12 protein-coding genes are annotated in these 20414 nt (G+C 35.6%); 4 read left to right on the top strand and 8 right to left on the bottom strand.

Annotated features, from left to right (window positions below):
* A partial coding sequence (locus ACSVH9_RS11330; protein WP_438063806.1) for a DUF7507 domain-containing protein occupies window positions 1-1741 on the top strand: 1741 nt, incomplete at its 5' end.
* Window positions 1742-1775: 34 nt separating this feature from the next.
* On the opposite strand, the gene ACSVH9_RS11325 is transcribed toward ACSVH9_RS11330, so the two are convergent.
* From ACSVH9_RS11325 to ACSVH9_RS11290, 8 genes are all read right to left on the bottom strand, one after another.
* Window positions 1776-2798 (bottom strand): LacI family DNA-binding transcriptional regulator, encoded by a 1023-nt coding sequence (locus ACSVH9_RS11325; protein WP_438063805.1) that lies wholly within the window; start codon window positions 2796-2798, stop codon window positions 1776-1778.
* A gap of 154 nt (window positions 2799-2952) precedes the next feature.
* The gene (locus ACSVH9_RS11320; RefSeq protein ID WP_438063804.1) at window positions 2953-3972 is read right to left on the bottom strand and encodes a LacI family DNA-binding transcriptional regulator; all 1020 of its coding nucleotides are present in this window, start codon (window positions 3970-3972) and stop codon (window positions 2953-2955) included.
* Window positions 3973-4097: 125 nt separating this feature from the next.
* Window positions 4098-5786 (bottom strand): glycoside hydrolase family 13 protein, encoded by a 1689-nt coding sequence (locus ACSVH9_RS11315; RefSeq protein WP_438063803.1) that lies wholly within the window; start codon window positions 5784-5786, stop codon window positions 4098-4100.
* Window positions 5787-5798: 12 nt separating this feature from the next.
* The gene (locus tag ACSVH9_RS11310) at window positions 5799-7568 is read right to left on the bottom strand and encodes a glycoside hydrolase family 13 protein (protein WP_438063802.1); all 1770 of its coding nucleotides are present in this window, start codon (window positions 7566-7568) and stop codon (window positions 5799-5801) included.
* 5 nt (window positions 7569-7573) lie between these two features.
* A complete protein-coding gene (locus ACSVH9_RS11305; protein WP_438063801.1) occupies window positions 7574-9343 on the bottom strand; it encodes a glycoside hydrolase family 13 protein in 1770 nt (589 codons plus the stop codon).
* Between the two features lie 11 nt (window positions 9344-9354).
* On the bottom strand, window positions 9355-10263 hold the full coding sequence (locus ACSVH9_RS11300; RefSeq protein ID WP_438063800.1) for a carbohydrate kinase family protein: 909 nt from the start codon (window positions 10261-10263) through the stop codon (window positions 9355-9357).
* A complete protein-coding gene (locus ACSVH9_RS11295; RefSeq protein ID WP_438063799.1) occupies window positions 10256-11587 on the bottom strand; it encodes a sugar porter family MFS transporter in 1332 nt (443 codons plus the stop codon). The genes ACSVH9_RS11300 and ACSVH9_RS11295 overlap by 8 nt, the downstream gene beginning before the upstream one ends.
* Window positions 11580-13184: a glycoside hydrolase family 32 protein gene (locus ACSVH9_RS11290; protein WP_438063798.1), complete on the bottom strand. Its 1605-nt coding sequence runs from the start codon at window positions 13182-13184 to the stop codon at window positions 11580-11582. The genes ACSVH9_RS11295 and ACSVH9_RS11290 overlap by 8 nt, the downstream gene beginning before the upstream one ends.
* Window positions 13185-13368: 184 nt before the next feature.
* Here ACSVH9_RS11290 and ACSVH9_RS11285 point away from each other — a divergent pair, with 184 nt between their 5' ends.
* From ACSVH9_RS11285 to ACSVH9_RS11275, 3 genes are all read left to right on the top strand, one after another.
* Entirely contained in the window at window positions 13369-15375 is a 2007-nt protein-coding gene (locus ACSVH9_RS11285) for a glycoside hydrolase family 65 protein (protein ID WP_438063797.1), read from the top strand.
* Between the two features lie 408 nt (window positions 15376-15783).
* Window positions 15784-18753 carry a SusC/RagA family TonB-linked outer membrane protein gene (locus tag ACSVH9_RS11280; protein ID WP_438063796.1) on the top strand — a complete coding sequence of 990 codons (2970 nt, stop codon included), beginning with the start codon at window positions 15784-15786 and terminating at the stop codon, window positions 18751-18753.
* Window positions 18754-18764: 11 nt separating this feature from the next.
* Complete coding sequence (locus ACSVH9_RS11275) at window positions 18765-20348, top strand: RagB/SusD family nutrient uptake outer membrane protein (protein ID WP_438063795.1); 1584 nt, start codon at window positions 18765-18767, stop codon at window positions 20346-20348.
* Window positions 20349-20414: the final 66 nt, after the last annotated feature.

Here is a 20414-nt window from a genome sequence, read left to right as displayed (position 1 = left end):
AGCAACGATTATAATAAATGTAATTGGAACACAAATCGATGCTATTGATGACAGTTATCAAATTGTAAATGGAAAAGAAGGAGCTACTTCAATCTTGAATGTACTTTCTAATGATACTTTCAATGGTAATGCAGCATTGCTCTCGGAAGTCACTTTACTTTCACTTCCTTCAGGAGCTTTAACTATAAAACCTGATGGTACTGTTGATGTGGCGCCAAATACTGCTTCAGGAACGTATACTATAAGTTATTCTATTTGTTCTAAATTGAATCCTGCCAACTGTGATACCGCAAATGTTACAGTAGTAGTTCAAGTTCCATCGGTCACTTTAATTAAAAAAGGAGTTTTTGTAGATGAAAATAATGATGGATTTGCCCAAGTAGGTGAAACCATCAAGTATACCTTTACTGTGGAAAATTCAGGAACAATGAATTTAAGTAACATTGTAGTTACCGATCCAAAAGTTACAGTTGTTGGGGCGCCAATTGCTACATTGATTCCAACTCAAAGTAATAGTATTAATTTCAGCGCTATTTATACCATCACTCAAAATGACGTTACTGCTGGTAAAGTAGTTAACCAAGCGGAAGTGACAGCGAATGTTGCAGTAGGAAATCCTATTTCAAATCTATCGGATAGTGCTGATCCGCTTTTGACTGGTAAAAATGATCCTACTATAACTACATTAGTTCCGTTGGGACAATTGACTTTAATTAAAGGAGGAACTTTAGTAGGAACTGGAGCAATTGGAGATAAAATCCAATACACATTTACAGTTAGAAATACCGGTAGTATTGCAGTTTCAAACATTGAAATAGATGATTTAATGATTAGTAATACACCAATTACGGTTACTCCAAATCAATTACTTCCAGGACAAGTAGGTACTGCATCAGCTATTTATGCCGTAACTCCAGTAGATTTTGCAGCAGGACAAGTGGTGAATTCTGCTATAGTTGTTGGTGAAACGGCAAATGGTTCAGTCGTAACTGATATTTCTGATTGGGATAATACAGCAATCCCTGGAGCTGATGACCCAACAATTGTAACTTTGTCGCGTCAATCATCAATTGCTTTAATCAAAACGGCAGATTTTGACGATAACAACAATGATGGAAAAGCTCAAGAAGGCGAAACGGTAACCTATAGATTTAAAGTTACCAATACAGGAAATACTGATTTGACTAATGTAATGGTAGAGGACAATAAACCAGGTCTTAGAATCATTGGTACCCCAATCAACTTGAAAATTGGAGAAGTAAATAATACCGCTTTTAGAGCCGTTTATTTCTTAACAGCAGATGATATTAAAGCACAGTTTGTCGAAAATCAAGCCACTGTTAAAGGAACTACTCCTCAAAATGGTACTGTTCAAGACCTATCCGATGATAATTCTAATTTTGAAGATGATCCAACGGTGTTGAATTTTGTGGGTTGTAATGTTGTTGTTCATAATGCAATGTCTCCAAATGGGGACAATATAAATGATCACTTCCAAATCGATGGAATCGAATGTTATGATAATGTCTCAGTAGATATATTTGATCGATGGGGTGTTTTAGTGTATTCAGGTCCAGATTATGACAATAAAACAGTAGTCTTTAGAGGTATTTCCGAGGGTAGATCTACAATTAAAAAGGGAAGTCGACTACCAGATGGAACCTATTATTATGTTATCAAATACAAAAATTTTGTAGGCAATACCCTGAAAAAAATAGGATATTTATTCATATCCTACTAAAAAATAAAGAGGCTATTTTTTATAAATAGCCTCTTTATTTTCTACTAGAATCTCTTTCTATGACACTGGTTTCTAAAATAATTGTTTTGGGGGTGAAATCCTGATTTTCTTTGTGTGCATACATTTCTTCTAATAATAAGTGAAAAGCAGCTACTCCCATTTCGTGACTGGGCTGATCAATAGTACTTAGTTTTGGAGTCAAAACCTGAGACATGAACCAATTGCTAAAACCAATTACAGCTACTTGTTGTGGTACTTTTACTTGATGATCATTAAAGTAAGATAAAACCCCTACTGCCACCAAATCTGTTACTGCGAAGACACCATCTACATCAGGATGTTCTTCGATTATTTGTTTTGCAAAGTCTAATCCTTCCTGGAAAGTTACATTTTCACAAGTGTAAACTAAAGTAGGGTCATATGGAATTTGATTCTTATCTAGTGTTTTTTTATAACCTATGTACCGATCTATCGCGTTTTGTGGGTTTAAAGGACCACGTATGTGTGCTATTTTTTTGCATCCTTTGTCGATTAGATGTTGGGTAGCGCTCATGGCTGCTTTTTGATCATCTATTAATACTTTGGAGCAATTGGCCAATTTTGATATTTTGTCAAACATCACAAATGGAATTTTTCTATTAATAATTTCCTTAATGTGTTCGTCAAAATTGGATTCATTCGATAGCGACATTATTATACCGTCTACACGCTTGTTAATCAATAGTTCAACTTGTTTTCTTTCTAGTTCAATTGACTCGTTCGATTGAAGAATAATTACCAGATACCCATTTTTCTCAGCTTCATCAATAATAGCATTAATTACATTCGAGAAAAAATGATGCATTACTTCTGGAATTATCAATCCGATAGTTTTGGATTCTTTAGTTCTTAGATTTACAGCAAAACTATTGGGGGTATAATGCAAATCTTTAGCCAAATCAAGCACTGCCTTTTTAGTTTTTTCACTAACATCAGAATAGTTTTTTAAGGCCTTAGAGACAGTAGTTATTGAGATACCTAATGTATTTGCAATTTCTTTAAGAGTAATTTCTTTCATGTAATGTTTAGTGGTGCGCTTTTAAATGTTTTGTGTATGTTGTTATATATGAAGTAATTAATTCATTTGAACGCATACACTAATGTAAAGTATTTTTTGTAATTTTTTATGGATTAATTTGACAATTTTTAATTAAAAAAAATAGTTATTTGGTTTATGCAGAACCTCTTTCCAAAAGCGAAGTCTGTAATTCGATAGTTTGAAAAGTTATGGGCTGTCTTTCTTTTTTTAATTGAATTTCTTCAAATAAAATTTCAGCTGCTTTTCTGCCAATTTCAAAACCGGGTTGATCTACGGTAGAAAGTTTGGGTGTGGTTATTTCACTAACAAACGAATTGCAAAATCCAAATACCGCAATTTGTTCCGGAACCGAGATGGCTAAATCTTGCAAGGCTTTTAGCGCACCTACAGCAACCAAATCGGTTACAGTGAAAATAGCATCTAAATCTGGATACTCCGCACAGGCTATTGTTGCTTTTGAATAGCCGTCTTCAAAATCAGAAAAATTATCACATACATACACCAAGGATGCATCGTAAGGAATTCCGTTGTCTTCTAATGCTTTTTTGTATCCCAAAAAACGATCAATTGCGTTTTGAGGCATATACGATCCTCGAAAATGCGCAATTTTTTTCCGTCCTTTTTTGATTAAATAATCTACCGCCTCATAAGCCGCTTTTCGATCATTAATGCTCACTTTTGAGCAATTGACTAGTTTGGCAATTTTATCGAACAGTACCAATGAAGTATTGTGCGCCAATACCTTTTTGATGTGGTCGAAATCACCAGTTTCATTTGATAATGAGATGATTATTCCATCGACTCTTTTGCTTAGCAATAAATCAATTTGTTTTTTTTCTAGTTCTAATTTTTCGTTTGAGCGCAACACAATTACTAAATAGTCTCTTTTTTCAGCTTCTTCTAAAACTCCTTTGAAAACTTTAGAGAAAAAATGAAAATCAACGGTAGGGATGATAACACCAATGGTTTTTGATTCACTAGTTCTTAAGTTCACAGCAAAACTATTGGGAGTATAATTTAGCTCTTGGGCCAAATCAATTACAGCTTTCTTGGTTTTTTCACTAATGTCGGTATAGTTTTTTAGGGCTTTTGATACCGTAGTAGTGGAAATACCTAGCTGTGCCGCTATTTGTTTTAGTGTTGCATTATTCATTTGAAAAATTGAATGGTTTGTCTAGCAGAATCAATGCTTTTAAACAAACATACAATTTATTAGTACAAGATGATTTCTAAAAGGTGATTTGTTTTGGTTTTTTTATAGAAAAATTGTTAAAAAAATTATTTAATTGCTATGATTGCTGCTTCGTAGGGTAGTAATTTATTGTTTTCAATGCCTTTTTGATTGTAATTTGAAAGCAATATTTTTGTTTCTTCAACAGCAATTGGGATTGAAAAAAGGGCTTCTTGTGATGTAAAGTTCAACAAGACCACTATTTTTCGACCATTTAGCTCTCTTAAATAGGCATAAACATTTTCATTTTCTTCGTCCAATAAAGTATAACTACCATAAATCAGTGTGGGCTCTTTTTTTCGTAATTGCACCAACTTTCTAAAATAATTTAGGGTAGAGTCAGCATCATTTTCTTGACTTTCCGCATTGATTGTTGTATGGTTAGGATGTACTTTTAGCCAAGGCTTCCCTTCGGTAAAACCAGCATTGGGTGTGGCATTCCACTGAAATGGCGTTCTTGAATTTTCTCTAGAGGCTTGTTTTTGTTCTTCTAGAAAACCTTCTAAATCCCCATTTTGACTTTTGATAAACTCATATTTATTTATCGTATCTATATCATTATAATCCGATATGGAATCGAATCGAATGTTGACCATTCCCAGTTCATCACCTTGAAAATAATAAGGGGTACCTCGCATAGTCAAGACAAAAGTGGTTAGCATTTTGGAACAAATCGTTCTGAATTCACTACTGTCATTACCAAACTTACTTACCATTCTGGGTTGGTCGTGATTCGCCAAAAAGATGGAGAGCCAGCCTTTGGTTTTGAAGGCATCATCCCATCGTGTATAAAGTTTTTTGTAATTTACTATGCCGTAGTTCATAACGTGACTGCCAATTTCTACGCCTTCCAAATGATAGGCCATACTTAGTTCTTTTCGGTCAGGGTCTACAAAAAGTAGGGCTTCTTCTGGTGAGCCACCAGCTCCTTCAGAAACTGTCATTACATCATAGTGTTGCAATACTTCTCGATGCATTTCTTGAATGTAATTGTGCAAATGTGGTCCTCTTCCGTAATACTTCATAATTTCGGGAATGTTACCTAAAATATCATTTGGAAGTTCGGGAAATGAAGGGTCTTTAGAAATGAATTGAAAAGCATCCATCCTAAATCCATCGATACCTTTGTCGAGCCAAAAACGCATAATGGCATACAATTCCTCTCGGACTTTTGGATTGTTCCAATTTAAATCGGGTTGTTTTACAGAGAAATAATGCAGATAATACGCATCGGTTGTAGCGCCATATTTCCAAGCATTGCTTTCCACATCAAACCAGCTCCAACGGTAAGGAGGTGTTCCTTTTTCGGCGGGCCACCAGTAATAATAATCGCGATAAGGATTGTCTCTTGATTTTCTACTCTCTTGAAACCAAAAGTGTTCGTCGCTGCTATGATTGAAGACCAAGTCCAAAATAAGTTTAATACCTCTTTCTTTTAGCCCTTTTAGCAGGATATCAAAATCCTCCATAGTTCCGAAATCGGCTAAAATAGAACGATAGTCACTCACATCATAGCCATTGTCGTCATTTGGCGATTCGAAAATTGGGTTGAGCCAAATAGCATCAATTCCAAGACTTTTTAGATAATCTAATTTTGAGATAATGCCTTGTAAATCTCCAATACCATCTCCATTGCTGTCTTTAAAACTTCTAGGATAAATTTGATAAATCACGGCTTCTTTCCACCATTTTGTATCTAATGTTGGCGAAATTATTGTGCTGTTATCGAGACTCATAGGGCATATTTTTTAATTTACTTTTAAAATTACAGCTTCATAAGGACGTAATTCTTTTTGAAAAGGAGTGGGGTAATTCCCAATCCATTGTGTTGTTTTTGAGGCTAATAAAGAAGAACTAACTGTGGCTGTTTTTGATGTAAAATTCAACAAAATAATGATTTTCTTACCATTTAATTCTCTTGTATAAGCAAAAACATCAGGATTTGTAGCGTCTATTAACTCAAATTTGCCATAGACAAAAATAGGATTCTCCTTTCTGATTTTGGCTAGTTTTTTGGCATAATTCAATATAGAGTTTTTGTCTTTGGTGTTGGCTTCAACATTTACTGTGGTGTAGTTTTTATTGATAGTTAGCCAAGGATTTCCAGTGGTGAAACCTGCATTTTTTGTAGCATTCCATTGCATAGGAGTGCGGCTGTTATCGCGACTTAACTCTTGTTGATTGAGTAAATATTCAGCCGCTTTGGCATCGCTAATTTTAATTAATTGATTATAAACATTGCGGGTTTGTAGGTCGTTATATTCAGCAGCTGTTTTGAATCGGATATTGGTCATTCCGATTTCATCTCCGTTGTAAATATAGGGAGTTGCTCTTTGGGTCAGTAAAAAAGTATAGAGCATTTTGGCGCTTTTTTCTCGAAATTCGGGACTGTCATTTCCGTAGCGGCTCACGGCTCGACTTTGGTCGTGATTGGTAAAATATACGGTATTCCATCCTTTGGATTCCATTTTTTTATCCCATTTTTTTACTATCTCTTTCATACCCAAAACATTGTTGCGTCCAACTTGGTAAGCGCCCACGTCATAGGCATCTCTTCCCCAAATATTGGCTATCTCGTCGTGATAAAGGGTGTTGATTTCTTTTCGGTCTTCATCTACAAAATCCATTACTTTTTGAAACGGAATGACACCGCCTTCTCCAACGGTATAGACATCTTTGTATTTACTCAAAATTACTTCATTCATTTCGCGCAAATAGTTATGCAGCTTTGGGTCGGCACCGTAGTATCGCACAAATTGTTCGTTTGTAAAATCAGCTGGCATAACTGGCCAGTTGGTATCTTTAGCAACGAATGGAAAAGCATCTAAGCGAAAGCCACTCACGCCTTTGTCAAGCCAAAATTTCATAATATCATACATTTCTTGGCGAAGTTGTGGATTTTCCCAATTCAAATCGGGTTGTTTTCGGCTGAAATAATGTAGATAATAACTGTTGGTGTTGGGTTCGTAGCGCCATGCATCTGAGTTTTCGTCAAAAATGCTGAAGCGTTTTGGAGGTGTTCCCTTTTCGGCGGGCCACCAGTGATAATAGTTTCGGTATTTGTTGTCTCTTGATTTTTTGGCTTCGATAAACCATTGATGCTCGTCGCTACTATGATTGACCACCAAGTCCATAATGAGTTTGATATTGCGTTTTTTCATTCCGGCTAGCATTTCGTCAAAATCGGCCATAGTGCCCATTTCTTTCATAATGGCTTTGTAATCGCTAATGTCATAGCCGTTGTCATCGTTGGGTGAAGCGCAAATAGGATTGAGCCAAATGGCATCAATTCCAAGGCTTTGTAGGTAGTCTAATCGTTGTGTGATTCCTTTTAAATCGCCAACACCATCGCCGTTACTGTCCTGAAAACTGCGTGGGTAGAGTTGATAGATAATGGCTTCTTTCCACCATTTTTTGTCGATTTCTTTAGATAATGATTCTTTGTTTTGTGCTGTTGAACTTGTTGGTAAAAACAGGATTATGGCAACGCAAAAAAGAAAAAAACGATACGATTTCATTGATGTTACTTTTGAATTTGGTAAATTATTGCTTCATAGGGTCTAAGCTCAATTGTTTTTGAAAGCTTAGGATAGTTGTGGATTAATACTTTGGCTTTCGAAAGATTAACACCGGTATTGGCAGTGGCTTTTTGAGCGCTAAAATTTAATAGAACTAGAATTTTTTGACCGTCTAGTTCTCTCGTATAAGCATAAACATTCGGATTATCTTTGTCCAAGAGTGTGTATTTTCCATAGACGAGTATAGGATTTTTTTTGCGTAATTGCACCATTTTTCTAAAATAGTTCAAAACGGATTGAGGGTCTTTCTCTTGTGCCTCTGCATTAAGGGTAGAGTAGTTTTTATTTACATTTAGCCAAGGTGTACCAGTTGTAAATCCTGCATTAGTTGTGGCATTCCATTGAAAAGGAGTTCTTCCGTTGTCTCTAGCTCCACCTGTTTTTTGGTCTTCAATGAATTGTTTTACATCACCACCTGTTTTTTGAAGCCTTTCATATTCTGCCAAAGTTTCGATATCACGGTAATCTTCAATTTTATCAAATTTTGCATTTACCATTCCTATTTCGTCACCATTGTAATAGTATGGAGTTCCTCTCATCGAAAGTAAAAATGTAGTCAAAAGCTTTGATGAAAAAGACTGATATTCTGGTGCGTCATTTCCCCATCGAGAGGTCATTCTGGGTTGGTCGTGATTACCTAAATAGATGGTTCCCCAGCCTTTGGTTTGATATACTGCATCCCAATCTGAATAGATTTTTTTGAAATCAACTAATGAATAAGGACCCATTTTTTTGAAATAACCAGGGATATAACCCAAATTAGTGCCTTCAAAATGATAGCCCATATTCAATTCTTTTCTGTCGGCATCTACAAAATTTAAAGCTGTTGAAGTTAGCATTCCTGCACCTTCTGCCAAAGACATACAGTCATATTTGCTCAACACCTCACGGTTCATTTCTTGAAGATATTCGTGCAAATGAGGACCGCTACCCATATATACATCCCAACGACCTTGGTAATTTTTGTTTAATTCTTCTTGAGTAATTACTGGAAAGCTAGTGTCTTTAGAAATAAATGGAATGACATCCATTCTAAAACCGTCAATGCCTTTGTCTAGCCACCAACGCATCATACTGTAAATTTCTTGTCTAACTTTTGGATTTTCCCAATTTAAATCTGGTTGTTTGAAGTTGAAATAATGGAGGTAATACGAATCAGTTGTTTTGTCGTAACGCCAGCCGCTTCCATCAGCTTCGAACGCTCCTGGACGAAAAGCTGGTTTTCCTTTTTCGGCAGGCCACCAATGATAGTAATCTCGGTAGGGATTGTCTCTAGATTTCCGACTTTCTTGAAACCATTTGTGTTCATCGCTGCTATGATTAACAACTAAATCCATTACGAGTTTTATACCTCTTTGATGCAGACCTTTCAATAAGGCATCAAAGTCTTGCATAGTGCCAAATTCTTTCATAATGTTTTGATAATCTGAGATATCATAACCATTATCAGCGTTTGGAGAACTATAGATTGGGTTTAGCCAAATGATATCAACACCCAAACTTTTGATGTAATCTAATTTCGAAATAATTCCTTTCAAATCACCCACACCATCTCCATCAGAATCTTTGAAACTGCGTGGGTAAATTTGATAAACTACAGCCTCTTTCCACCATTTTTTATCAAGGGATGTTTTTTTTTCTTGTGCAGTCATAGGGTCACAAATAATTGCTGTTACAATTGATAAGAGCAGTAAAATTGCATTGTTTTTTTTCATTTTAGTTCCTTTTATTTTAGTAATGGATGCATAAAATCATCGATTTCTTTTCGGGTTATTTTGGGGTTGGCTCCTTCGTGTGAAGCGACTAAGGCTCCTAATGCGCAGGCAAAATTTAGTGCTGCTTGAGGATTGTTTTCTGTGATTAAAATGCTTAGTAAGCCAGCCAAAAAGGAGTCTCCAGCGCCTACGGTATCGGCCACTGTGACTTGGTATCCGCTGTTGTAATACAGTTGATTATTGGTGAACAAAACGGCTCCATGACTGCCTTTGGTCACACAAATGTTGATGGTGTTGGTTTTCTCCGCAATGAAGTGAATGTTTTGTTCTAATGAATGATAGGGAGAGTCCAAGAAGCTGGCTATCTCGTAAAGTTCGTCATCATTGAATTTAATGAAATCAGCTTCGAGCATTAACTCTACAAGCAAATCTTTGTTGTAGAAAGGAGCTCGGAGATTGACGTCAAACACTTTAAATTTTGATAAAGCTATATAATTAAGAAGGCTTTGATGCGCAATAGCGTCACGACAGGCCAAACTGCCAAAAACAAGCACATCTGCTCCAATTACTGCGGTTTCTCCTTCTTGTGTATATTTGATTTTATCCCAAGCCGCGGGATAATTGATGGTGTAGGTTGCTGAACCTTTTTCGTTTAGGTGCACTAAAACTTCGCCTGTTGGGTGAGCTCCGTTGATTTGGATGGTTTTGGTTGAAATGCCAGTTGGTATAAGGTAGTCGATTACTTCTTGTCCATTTGAATCGGCTCCTATACAACTAATAATTTGCGTATTGATTCCTAATGATGCCAATCTGAGAGCGACATTTAAGGGTGCGCCTCCAATTTTTTTGTGCGTTGGAAAGATATCGAATAAGATTTCTCCAAAGCAAACTATGGATTTGGTGTTGGGTTGATTAATCATGAGCTTTCATTTTAGATTCAATTTCTTCAAGCGACAATCCTTTGGTTTCTGGCATCATAAAGAGTACAAAAACGAGTTGCAAGAGCATCATAAAGGCGAAAAAAGCAAAAATAGGCCAAGGGCTTTCTTTGTAAATATCGATAACAATAGGACCAACTAAAGTGATTAATGCCGCAAAAATCCAGTGAATTCCTGTACCAAAAGCTTGCCCATTTGCCCGAACAGTATTGGGAAAAATTTCGGAAATAAAAACCCAGATTACAGCTCCTTGTCCGATGGCGTGAGATGCAATAAAAAGCATAATAGACAGCAATAAAACTACTGAGCCTAGTTGCGAATAGAAAGCAAAAGCCACCATAGTCAAGCTTATAATGTAGCCTAACGAGCCAATTAACATAAGTTGTTTTCGACCTAAAACATCTATTAAGCGCATTCCGATTAGGGTGAAAACCAAATTGGTTACGCCAATCAAAATGGAATTAAATAAGGATTCTTTGGCTCCTAATCCTGCCATTTCGAGAATTTCTGGGGCATAATACAATATGAAATTAATGCCTGATAATTGATTGAAAAAAGCCAACAGAAAAGCCAGAAGAATGGGGAATTTATACTTTTTAGAAAAGAAAGTATCTACTTTTGTGCTCGTTATTACGTCTTTTTTGATTTCATTAAAACTTTCTTTAGCCTGAGCAGGAGCATAAATCATTTCTAAAACTGCTAGACCCGCTTGGTCATCTTTTTTATTCAGAATAAGCCATCGAGGACTTTCAGGAATTCTAATGACAATGACGCTGTAAATCAATGCAGGTAAGGCAACAATGCCAATCATCCAACGCCAATCGTTTTCACCGCCAAAACCTTCGAAAAAATAGTTTGAAAAAAAAGCAATCAGTATTCCGAATACGATGTTAAACTGAAATAAGGTTCCCAATTTTCCTCTGTTTTCTGGACTTGAGATTTCCGAAATATAGATGGGAGCGGCTACCGAAGAGGCGCCAACGCCAATTCCGCCAATGAACCTAAAGAAAGAAAAAACATAAGGATTGGGAGCCAATGCCGAGCCAAGTGCCGAAACCAAAAAGAGAATGCCTATCCAAAGCAGCGTTTTTTTTCTGCCCCATTTATCACACGGATAACCACCCAAAAGGGCGCCTAATACCGTTCCCCAAAGTGCCATTGACATAATGAAAACGCCATGAAACAAAGGAGTGGTGTGCCATAATTCCTTTATAGGTAAATTGGCTCCAGAGATAACTACGGTGTCAAAACCAAATAAAAATCCAGCTACTGCAACAGTAAGTGACCAGTTTCTAACATTATTCATTCTTTACTATTTTTTTAGGCCAAATACTACTAATACTACTGATGGTAAAATCTTGCAGTTCTTGGTTTTCGGTTGATAAAATACTTAATTGAGTATAGGGTTTTTGAGGGAAAATTTGCTCAGTGAAACTATACAATCCATCATTCAAGAAAAGCTCTATTGAGGACCAATCTAGAATGATTTGAAAGTCGATTTGGTTAGCAATAAGTGCTGAAACGTTAGATTTATGAATGTCTTTCCCAAAGTTTTTTTCAAAGGCAACTTTTCCAGATTTTCGGCGGTCAATGCTAAAAATTTTTGATTGGGAGTTATAATGGAGCACTAACGAATCTTTTACGTCATTGGAAAAAAACAATTGTAAGTCTTTGTTAGCTGCTTTAAATCGGATTTCGGATTGGTTAAGAGCCTCGTATTTGAAATCGGTTTTTTGATTGGCTTTTAAGGGGATTTTTTTAGAGGTAAAAGCTGGTTTTTGGAGCTTTTCAAAAGCTGCAATAGGTTTGTTTTTCAGAAGATACTCTCCATTTATTTTTGTTAGTTCAAGTGTTCTTGGCAGTGTCATGGCACTTCTCCAATTTTTGGTAGGAGTATTTCTGGCATACAGCCAATTGCTCATCCATCCTATGAAAATTCTTTGGTTATTGGGGGCATCATTGTAAGTAACTCCAGCATAATTATCAGTGCCAAAGTCAATCCATTTGGGTTCTTTTTGAGTGCTAGAGAATGTTTTTCCATCAAAATTCCCCACAAAGTATTGAGTGCCTGAACCTCCATTTGGAGCACCAGGATTGATGCTTATAATTAAAATCCATTTTTCTTCTCCGTTGTCATTTACTTTTAATTTGAAGATATCTGGGCATTCCCAAACGCCACCGTGGGCGCCATACTCTTTTCCAAATTCACTTTCTTTAGTCCAATTGATTAGGTTTTTTGAAGTGTAAAATTCTGCACGGTCTCCAGCAACAAGTGCCATAGTCCATAGTTTAGTTTCTGGATTCCAAAACACCTTCGGGTCTCTAAAATCTTTTTTATTGGTGTTGCTTATGATAGGATTTCGCTCGTATTTTTTCCAAGTTTCTCCTTCATCAAGGCTGTAAGCGAGCCCCTGAGATTGTGTATTTATTTTGCCTGCTTTTTCAAAAGCCATATTATGATACGTAAAAATGGCTACCATAGGCGGATGTTCTTTGGTTCCCAATCCAGAAGTATTGTTGTAATCAATTACCGCACTACCAGAGAAAATTAATCCCAGCTCATCTGGAAATAAGGCTATTTTCTTGTGTTGCCAATGCAGTAAATCGGTACTTGTTGCGTGTCCCCAATGCATTGGTCCCCAAACAATATCTTCAGGATAATACTGGTAGAACAAATGATAAACTCCTTTATAAAACACCATTCCATTTGGGTCGTTCATCCATTTTTTTTTGGGCGTAAAATGAAATTGTGGTCGATACGGTTCTAAAAATAGTTGGTCAGGATTAGAAGTCAGTTGAACAGCAGTAGGTATCGAGAATTCATTGTCTTTTACTTTCTCACATCCTATATTCAAGAGGCAAAGGAAAACAGGTATTAAATAAGTCTTTGGGAGTACTTTCATCTTTTTTAGTTTAACCATCCTATAAAAATAGAATTCCTTTTTTTAATTATGGAAGGGTAAGAAATCGAAAACGATTTCGATTTTTTCGAAAACGATTTCGATTCTGAATTGAGCGACTTAGTGGTAAAATGCAATTTTTTAAATGTAAATAATCTAAATTTGAAATTATTTTAACATTAAAAATATGAAATCAACAATCATTAAGGTTGCCGCTATTTTTCTTTTTAGTCCATTTTCTCAGGCTCAGACCCAATCCGACGAATGGAATCTGGTAGCGAATTCTCGAGACAATTATTATGGTGTGGCTATGGCCAATGGTCAAATTGGGATTGTTACGGATGCGACTCCGCTCAAAACCAAAGAAATCATTCTCAATGGGGTTTATGATGGTAGTCCAGAGAACGGCATCAGTAGAATTGTTCGTGGCATTGAGTTTTTGAACTTGAGATTGGTAATCAATGGGGAAGAAGTGACGGCTTCGAATATAGATAAATGGGAGCAAGTAGTTGCTATGAAAGAAGGAACAAGTACCACTTCGTTTCGATTTAAAGATGTGGCTACTATTGAGTATACTATTTTGGCGAATCGAGCTTTGCCTTTTTCTGCGATGGCGATAGTTAAAATTACTCCTTTGAAAGATATTGAAATGACTGTGGCCAATTATATGACAGTTCCTGATGAATTAAAACACGCCAAAAGACAATATAGAGTATTGAAAGACAACCAATATCTAATGCCTGTTTTTGGAACTACTGCACAAACTTTGACAGGTAAATATAAAGTCGCAGCGTCAACCACTTTTTTGTTTGATGGTGCTAGCGAAACTTTGGAACCAAAAGGCGATGAAGTTGGTTTTTCTAAAAAATTAATCAAAGGAAAAAGTTTTCGTTTTGCAATTGCTGGAGGAATTTGTACTTCAAAAGATGTTACAGACCCTTTGAATGAGTCCGAAAGACAGCCTATTTATGCTTTGCAAGAAGGGATTGATAAATTGTTGTTCAAACACAAAAAAGCTTGGGCCGATTTGTGGAAATCAGGAGATATTCAGATAGAAGGAGATTTAGATGCGCAACAACGAGTACGTTTTGCATTGTATAATTTGTATTCTTTTATTCGTCCAGATTCAAGACAAAGCATTGCTCCAATGGGATTGTCTTCTCAGGGGTACAATGGTCATATATTTTGGGATACGGAGCTTTGGATGTTTCCGACTTTGTTAGTATTACAGCCAGAAATGGCTAAGTCGTGTTTGGATTATCGTTCTGACCGTTTGGCTAAAGCCAAGCAAAAAGCAACTATTTATGGTTATCAAGGAGCGATGTTTCCTTGGGAATCAGACGACACTGGTGAAGAAGCTACGCCGACTTGGGCATTAACTGGAATTTTTGAACAACATATTACGGCAGATGTTTCTATTGCTTTTTGGAATTATTTTGCAATGACACAAAACCAATCTTGGTTGCGAAATGAATGGGAAGTTTTGAAGCAAACAGCTAATTTTTGGGTCAGTAGAGCAGTGGAAAATTCGGATGGCAGCTATTCCATTCATAATGTGGTCGGTGCAGACGAATATGCTCAGCATGTGGATGATAATGCATTTACCAACGCTTCGGCTATTGAAAGTTTGAAAAATACGATTAAGGCAGCAAAGATTTTAAACGAAAAAGTGAATGAAGAATGGATTAAAGTTTCTGAGAAATTAGTGATTCATAAAGAAAATGGAATTACACAAAATTATAAAGGATACAAAGGGCAAATGATAAAGCAAGCAGATGTGAACTTGTTGGCTTATCCTTTGCATATAATTACGGATAAAAATCAAATCAAGAAGGATTTAGAATATTATGCTGATAAAATTGACAAGAAAGATGGCCCTGCAATGGCTTCTGGAGTTTTATCTGTTTTGTATGCCAGACTAGGAGATAGTGAGAAAGCATATGAATATTTTGTAAAATCCTATTTGCCCAATAGTCGTCCACCATTTGGAGTGTTTTCAGAATCTGCCAATAGTAATAATCCTTATTTTGCTACAGGAGCTGGTGCAATGCTTCAAGCGGTAATTTATGGTTTTGGTGGGGTTGAGCAAACGGATAAAGGATTGCAATTTAATAAAGGGATTTTACCCAAAAAATGGAAATCTTTGAAAATTATTGGTATTGGAACCGATGAAAAAACAATTACAGTAAATTAATTCGTTTGCGTTGTTTTTGATGCTTTTTTTGGTTTTTAATTAATTGATTTTCTGGTATTAAATTTTTGTCATTGGGATTTTGTTATAAAAAACACATTTTTATTGAATAATTAGCAGTCAAAATCCATGAACGGAATGCTTAACTGAGTATTCGACAAGCTATTTTGTTTAAAAAAGCCGAAAAAAAGCATTATCTGTTTTTTTTATCGGCTTTTTTTATGGTTTATTTAAAATAAATATTAATTTTTTGAAGTATCTATTTTAAAATCGAAAACGTTTTCGGTCTATCGAAAACGTTATAGTTGTACTTTTTCTTAATTTTTTCATAAAACATTGCTTAAGTTTGATTTGTATAAAAAAAGCAATAACCAAATTTTTAAAAATTATTAACTAACTTATTTATTACGTATGAAAAATAGTCTACTAAAAGGCTTGATGGTATTTCTAACGGTTCTTTGCACAGGGATGACCTATGCACAAGAGATTACCGGGAAAGTATCAGATGCTAGTGGTCCTCTTCCTGGGGCCAATGTATTGGTAAAAGGAACTAGTAATTCTGTTCAGACAGATTTTGATGGAAGATTTACCCTGAGAAACGTTAGCTCAGACGCAATCTTGGTATTTAGCTACATTGGTTTAAAAACACAAGAAGTTAGTGCTTCAGGTAAAAGTGTAATTAATGTTACTCTAAAAGATGATTCTGCAGAATTGAAAGAGGTTGTAGTTATTGGATATGGATCAGTGAAAAAGAAAGATGCAACAGGTGCAGTTGATCAAATTGGTGCCAAAGATTTTGATAATGTATCTTCACCTTCTCCAGCACAATTGTTGAGAGGTAAAGTTGCGGGTGTTCAAGTAACACAGTCAAGTGGTGAACCAGGTGCTGGTGTTGCTATTCGAGTACGTGGTAATTCATCTATCCGTTCAGGTAATGGCCCATTAATAGTTGTAGATGGTGTTCCACTAGATGGAGGTAACATATCTGCTGGTGGTGCTGATTTGTTGGGTACTTCATCATCAAGGAATCCGTTAAACTTTATCAATCAAAATGATATTGAAAGTATGTCTGTCTTAAAAGACGCATCAAGTACTGCTATTTATGGTTCCCGTGGTGCTAATGGTGTAATCGTTATTACAACTAAAAAAGGAAAATCAAATGTTCCGCAATTAGTCTATAATACATCTTTTCAGTTTAGTAAAATGTCTGGAAAGTTAGATGTTATGACAGGAGATCAATTTGCGGCAGCAGGAGGAGATGATAAAGGATCACGATCTTATAATTGGAAAGATGCTGTACTTAGAAAAGGATTTGCTATGAACCATGACTTATCTTTTACAAAATCTACTGAGAATTCTAATACAAGAGTATCATTTGGAGCTTCAAATACAGATGGAATTGTTAAAAAAACAGGTTTAGATCGTTACAATGTCTCGATTTATAATTCAAATGATTTTTTTGGAGGAGCTTTAAAAGTAGAGTCTAGAGTGATTTACTCATCAGTTAGAGATGAAGCTACTTTGTTGTCAAATAATGCAGGTTTTATCGGTAACGTAATTGGTACAGCTTTATATTGGAATCCAACTTTACCAATTCGAAATGCAAACGGCTCTTATAATGTGGTTGGAGATGATTATTTGAATCCTGTCCAATTATTAGATTCGTATACAGATTATACAAATACTAACAAATTATTAGGAAGTATTAATTCTACTTGGAAAATCACTAGTAAATTGAAATATCAATTTTTATTTGGTGTAGAGACTTCAAATTCAAGTAGAAAAAGTCAGTTGTTACCAACAATGGAAATATCAGGAAATCAATTTTCGGCCACTGTACCTGGAACATCTGAAGTAAAATATGGAGTTGCTAACATCAACAATCAAAATAAGTTTAATAAAACATTTGAGCATACTTTAAATTATAACAATGATTTTGGAGATAATTTTAATTTAGATGCTTTAATAGGTTATTCTTATTACGATTATAATGCTGATGGTAATTCATCTAGCGGTAAAGGTTATGATGTAAATCAAGTTAATTTAATTGATAACATTGAGGGAGGTTTACAAAATGAATTTCGTGTAAGTTCATATAGAAATAGAGTAGAGTTGCAATCCTATTTTGGTAGAGTTAATGCTACAATTTACAAAAAATTAATTCTTACTGCTACATTACGTTCAGATGGATCGACTAAGCTAGGAGTTAATAATAAGTACGATTACTTCCCATCTGTGGGGGTTGCTTTTAAAGTTTTTGAAGACAAAGAAGGATTGTTAAATAGTTTTAAAATAAGAGGGAATTATGGTATAACAGGAAATCAAGAGTTTGCTCCAAACTCCGCAATTGCAAGAGCGGCATATGGCAACAACGGAAGCTTGGGTGTTGATACAAATTCAAATGCGGATTTAAAATGGGAAACTACAACTTCTTACGGAGTAGGTGCTGATTTTGAATTAATCAACAACAGATTATCTGGATCAATTGATTATTTCCAAAGAGATACAAAAGATTTAATCTTCCCAGTACCCTCTGCAGCTACTCAGCCAGGACCACCTTCACCAAGATTTAAAAATTTACCAGGGAACCTTATCAATAAAGGGATTGAGGTGGCTTTAAATTATAAAGTAATTGATACAAAAGATTTTACTTGGGACGTTGCAGCCAATGCCTCATTCTTGAAAAATGAAGTAAAAAACTTTGCGGGATTTATTGCAACAGGAGGGTTAAATGGACAAGGATTAACTGATGCTTATACACAAGTTATTACGAATGATCGCCCAGCATATACATATTATTTGTATGAGTGGAGAGGATATGATAGTACTGGAAATTCAATCTATGCAGATGCTGTAGGAAATGACACAGGACTTGGTACTGCTGCTAAGAAATTATTAGATAAACAGCCTTTACCAAAAATAAATGTAGGATTTACTACAAACTTAGCTTACAAAGGATTTGATGCTGCAGCTTCTTTTTACGGTGCATTTGGTCATTATATTTACAATAATACTACAAATGCATATTTTTTCAAGGGAGCTTTCTTAGGTGGTAGAAATACAACACAAGAAGCCGCAACATCTCCACAAGCACAAGGAGATCCGAACTCTCCATCAACAAAGTATTTAGAAAAAGGAGATTTTTTAAGATTAGGTAATTTAACTTTTGGTTACACTGTTAATTCTCTTGATAGATTTAGCATTAAATCAGCTCGTTTTTTTGTAAATGCATCTAATTTGTTTGTAATAACAAGTTATTCAGGTGCTGATCCAGAGGTGGATACTGATAAATCTCTTAATGGTGTTCCTTCTGCGGGTATGGAGTATTTATCTTATCCAAGAGAGAGAAGTATATCACTTGGACTTAATGTAACATTTTAATTAAAAACAGGATGAAAAGAATAAATTTTATAAAAAGCGTCTTATTTACAAGTACAGTCCTATTAGGAGTAAGTTGTACGAATTTAGATGAAGAAGTTTTAGATGGTGTAGTTATTAGCAACACGGGTGGTTCAACCGTAAACTCAGCCTCGATTTTAGTAAGTGCTTATGAAGGTCTAAGGGGATTCCAAGATCAAGATAAAATGTTTGCACTTGATGAAATGTCAACAGATGCTCTAGTAGGTCCTACTAGAGGAGGTGACTGGGATGATAACGCTAAATGGAGACAATTACATACTCATACCTGGGCACCAGATAATATTGAAATTAGAAATGCTTGGAATTCACTTTTATCTCAGGTGCACAATTGTAATCTTGTTATTGATAATGGAACTCCAGCACAAGTTTCTCAAGCACGTTTTTTGAGAGCATTCTATTATTATAACGTTATTGATTTATTTGGTCAAGTTCCATATAGAGAAAAAGGCAGTTCATTAGAAGCAGATCCTAAGGTTTGGACAAGAGAAGAGGCTACGAATTTTGTAATTACTGAGCTAGAAGCTATTATTGGTAGTTTACCAGCTAGAGTAGCTGGAGACGCAAGTATTGCTAATGTTGATGCAGCACATTTTTTATTAGCTAAACTTTATCTTAATAAAGGGGTGTTTACTGCAGCTGATCCTGCAGGGCCCTATACATTTGCAGCTGCCGATATGACAAAAGTTGTAACTCATGTAGACGCTATTAACTCATCATTAGCGACTGATTATTGGGATAACTTCAAGCCTGAAAATAATACATCTCCAGAGATTTTGTTTTCTTCAAAAAATACAAGAGGAGGACAAGGTGGTGGAATACAATCTCGCTGGAGAATGGGTATGCATTACCAACAAACACCAGATGGTTGGAATGGTTTTGCTACAGTGGCAGAGTATTACAATAAGTTCAATCCAAATGACAGACGTATAAAAAACGCAGATCAATATATCATAGATGATTTTGGAAACAACGTTGGTTTTCAAGTAGGTCAAATGAAAAATGGTAAGAATAGAGATGAAAATGGAAAAGACAAAGATGCTAATGGTGTACCATATACAAATATTCCAGCAGGTACAGTAAATCTAAAAGATAGAAAAGGAAATCCATTGGTTTACACAGCAGCACTTACCTTGATAACAGGAGGAACAACACTTGAAACAGCAGGAATTAGAAGCCAAAAATACATTCCAGATGCTGCAAATTTAAATACTCCTGAAAACGATTATGCGTTGATGCGTTATTCTGATGCATTGTTAATGAAAGCTGAGGCAATCTTAAGAGGAGGAACTGGTACTAATGATTTAACAAAATTGAATCAAATGATATCCAGAACAACGGTTGCTGGCACGGTACCAACAACTCTTGATGCAATTTATACAGAAAGAGGTAAAGAATTGTGGTATGAAGGATGGAGAAGAAACGATATGATCCGTTTTGGAAAATTTTTAGAGGCAAGAGAATTGAAACCGTATGTGTCTGACAAAAGATATATTTTATTTCCTATACCAGCAGATGCTTTGTTTAATGCAAATCTTAAACAAAACCCTGGTTATTAATACTTTTTGGTTTAGATTAAATTTTGTTTTGTGTTAGTTTAAAGAGGGTAGTGATACCCTCTTTTT

Origin of the sequence: Flavobacterium sp. RSSB_23, assembly GCF_051547145.1 — a bacterium.
Lineage (GTDB): Bacteria > Bacteroidota > Bacteroidia > Flavobacteriales > Flavobacteriaceae > Flavobacterium.
The sequence above is the reverse complement of the archived record's forward strand: the minus strand, read 5'-3'. Positions and strand labels throughout refer to the sequence as shown.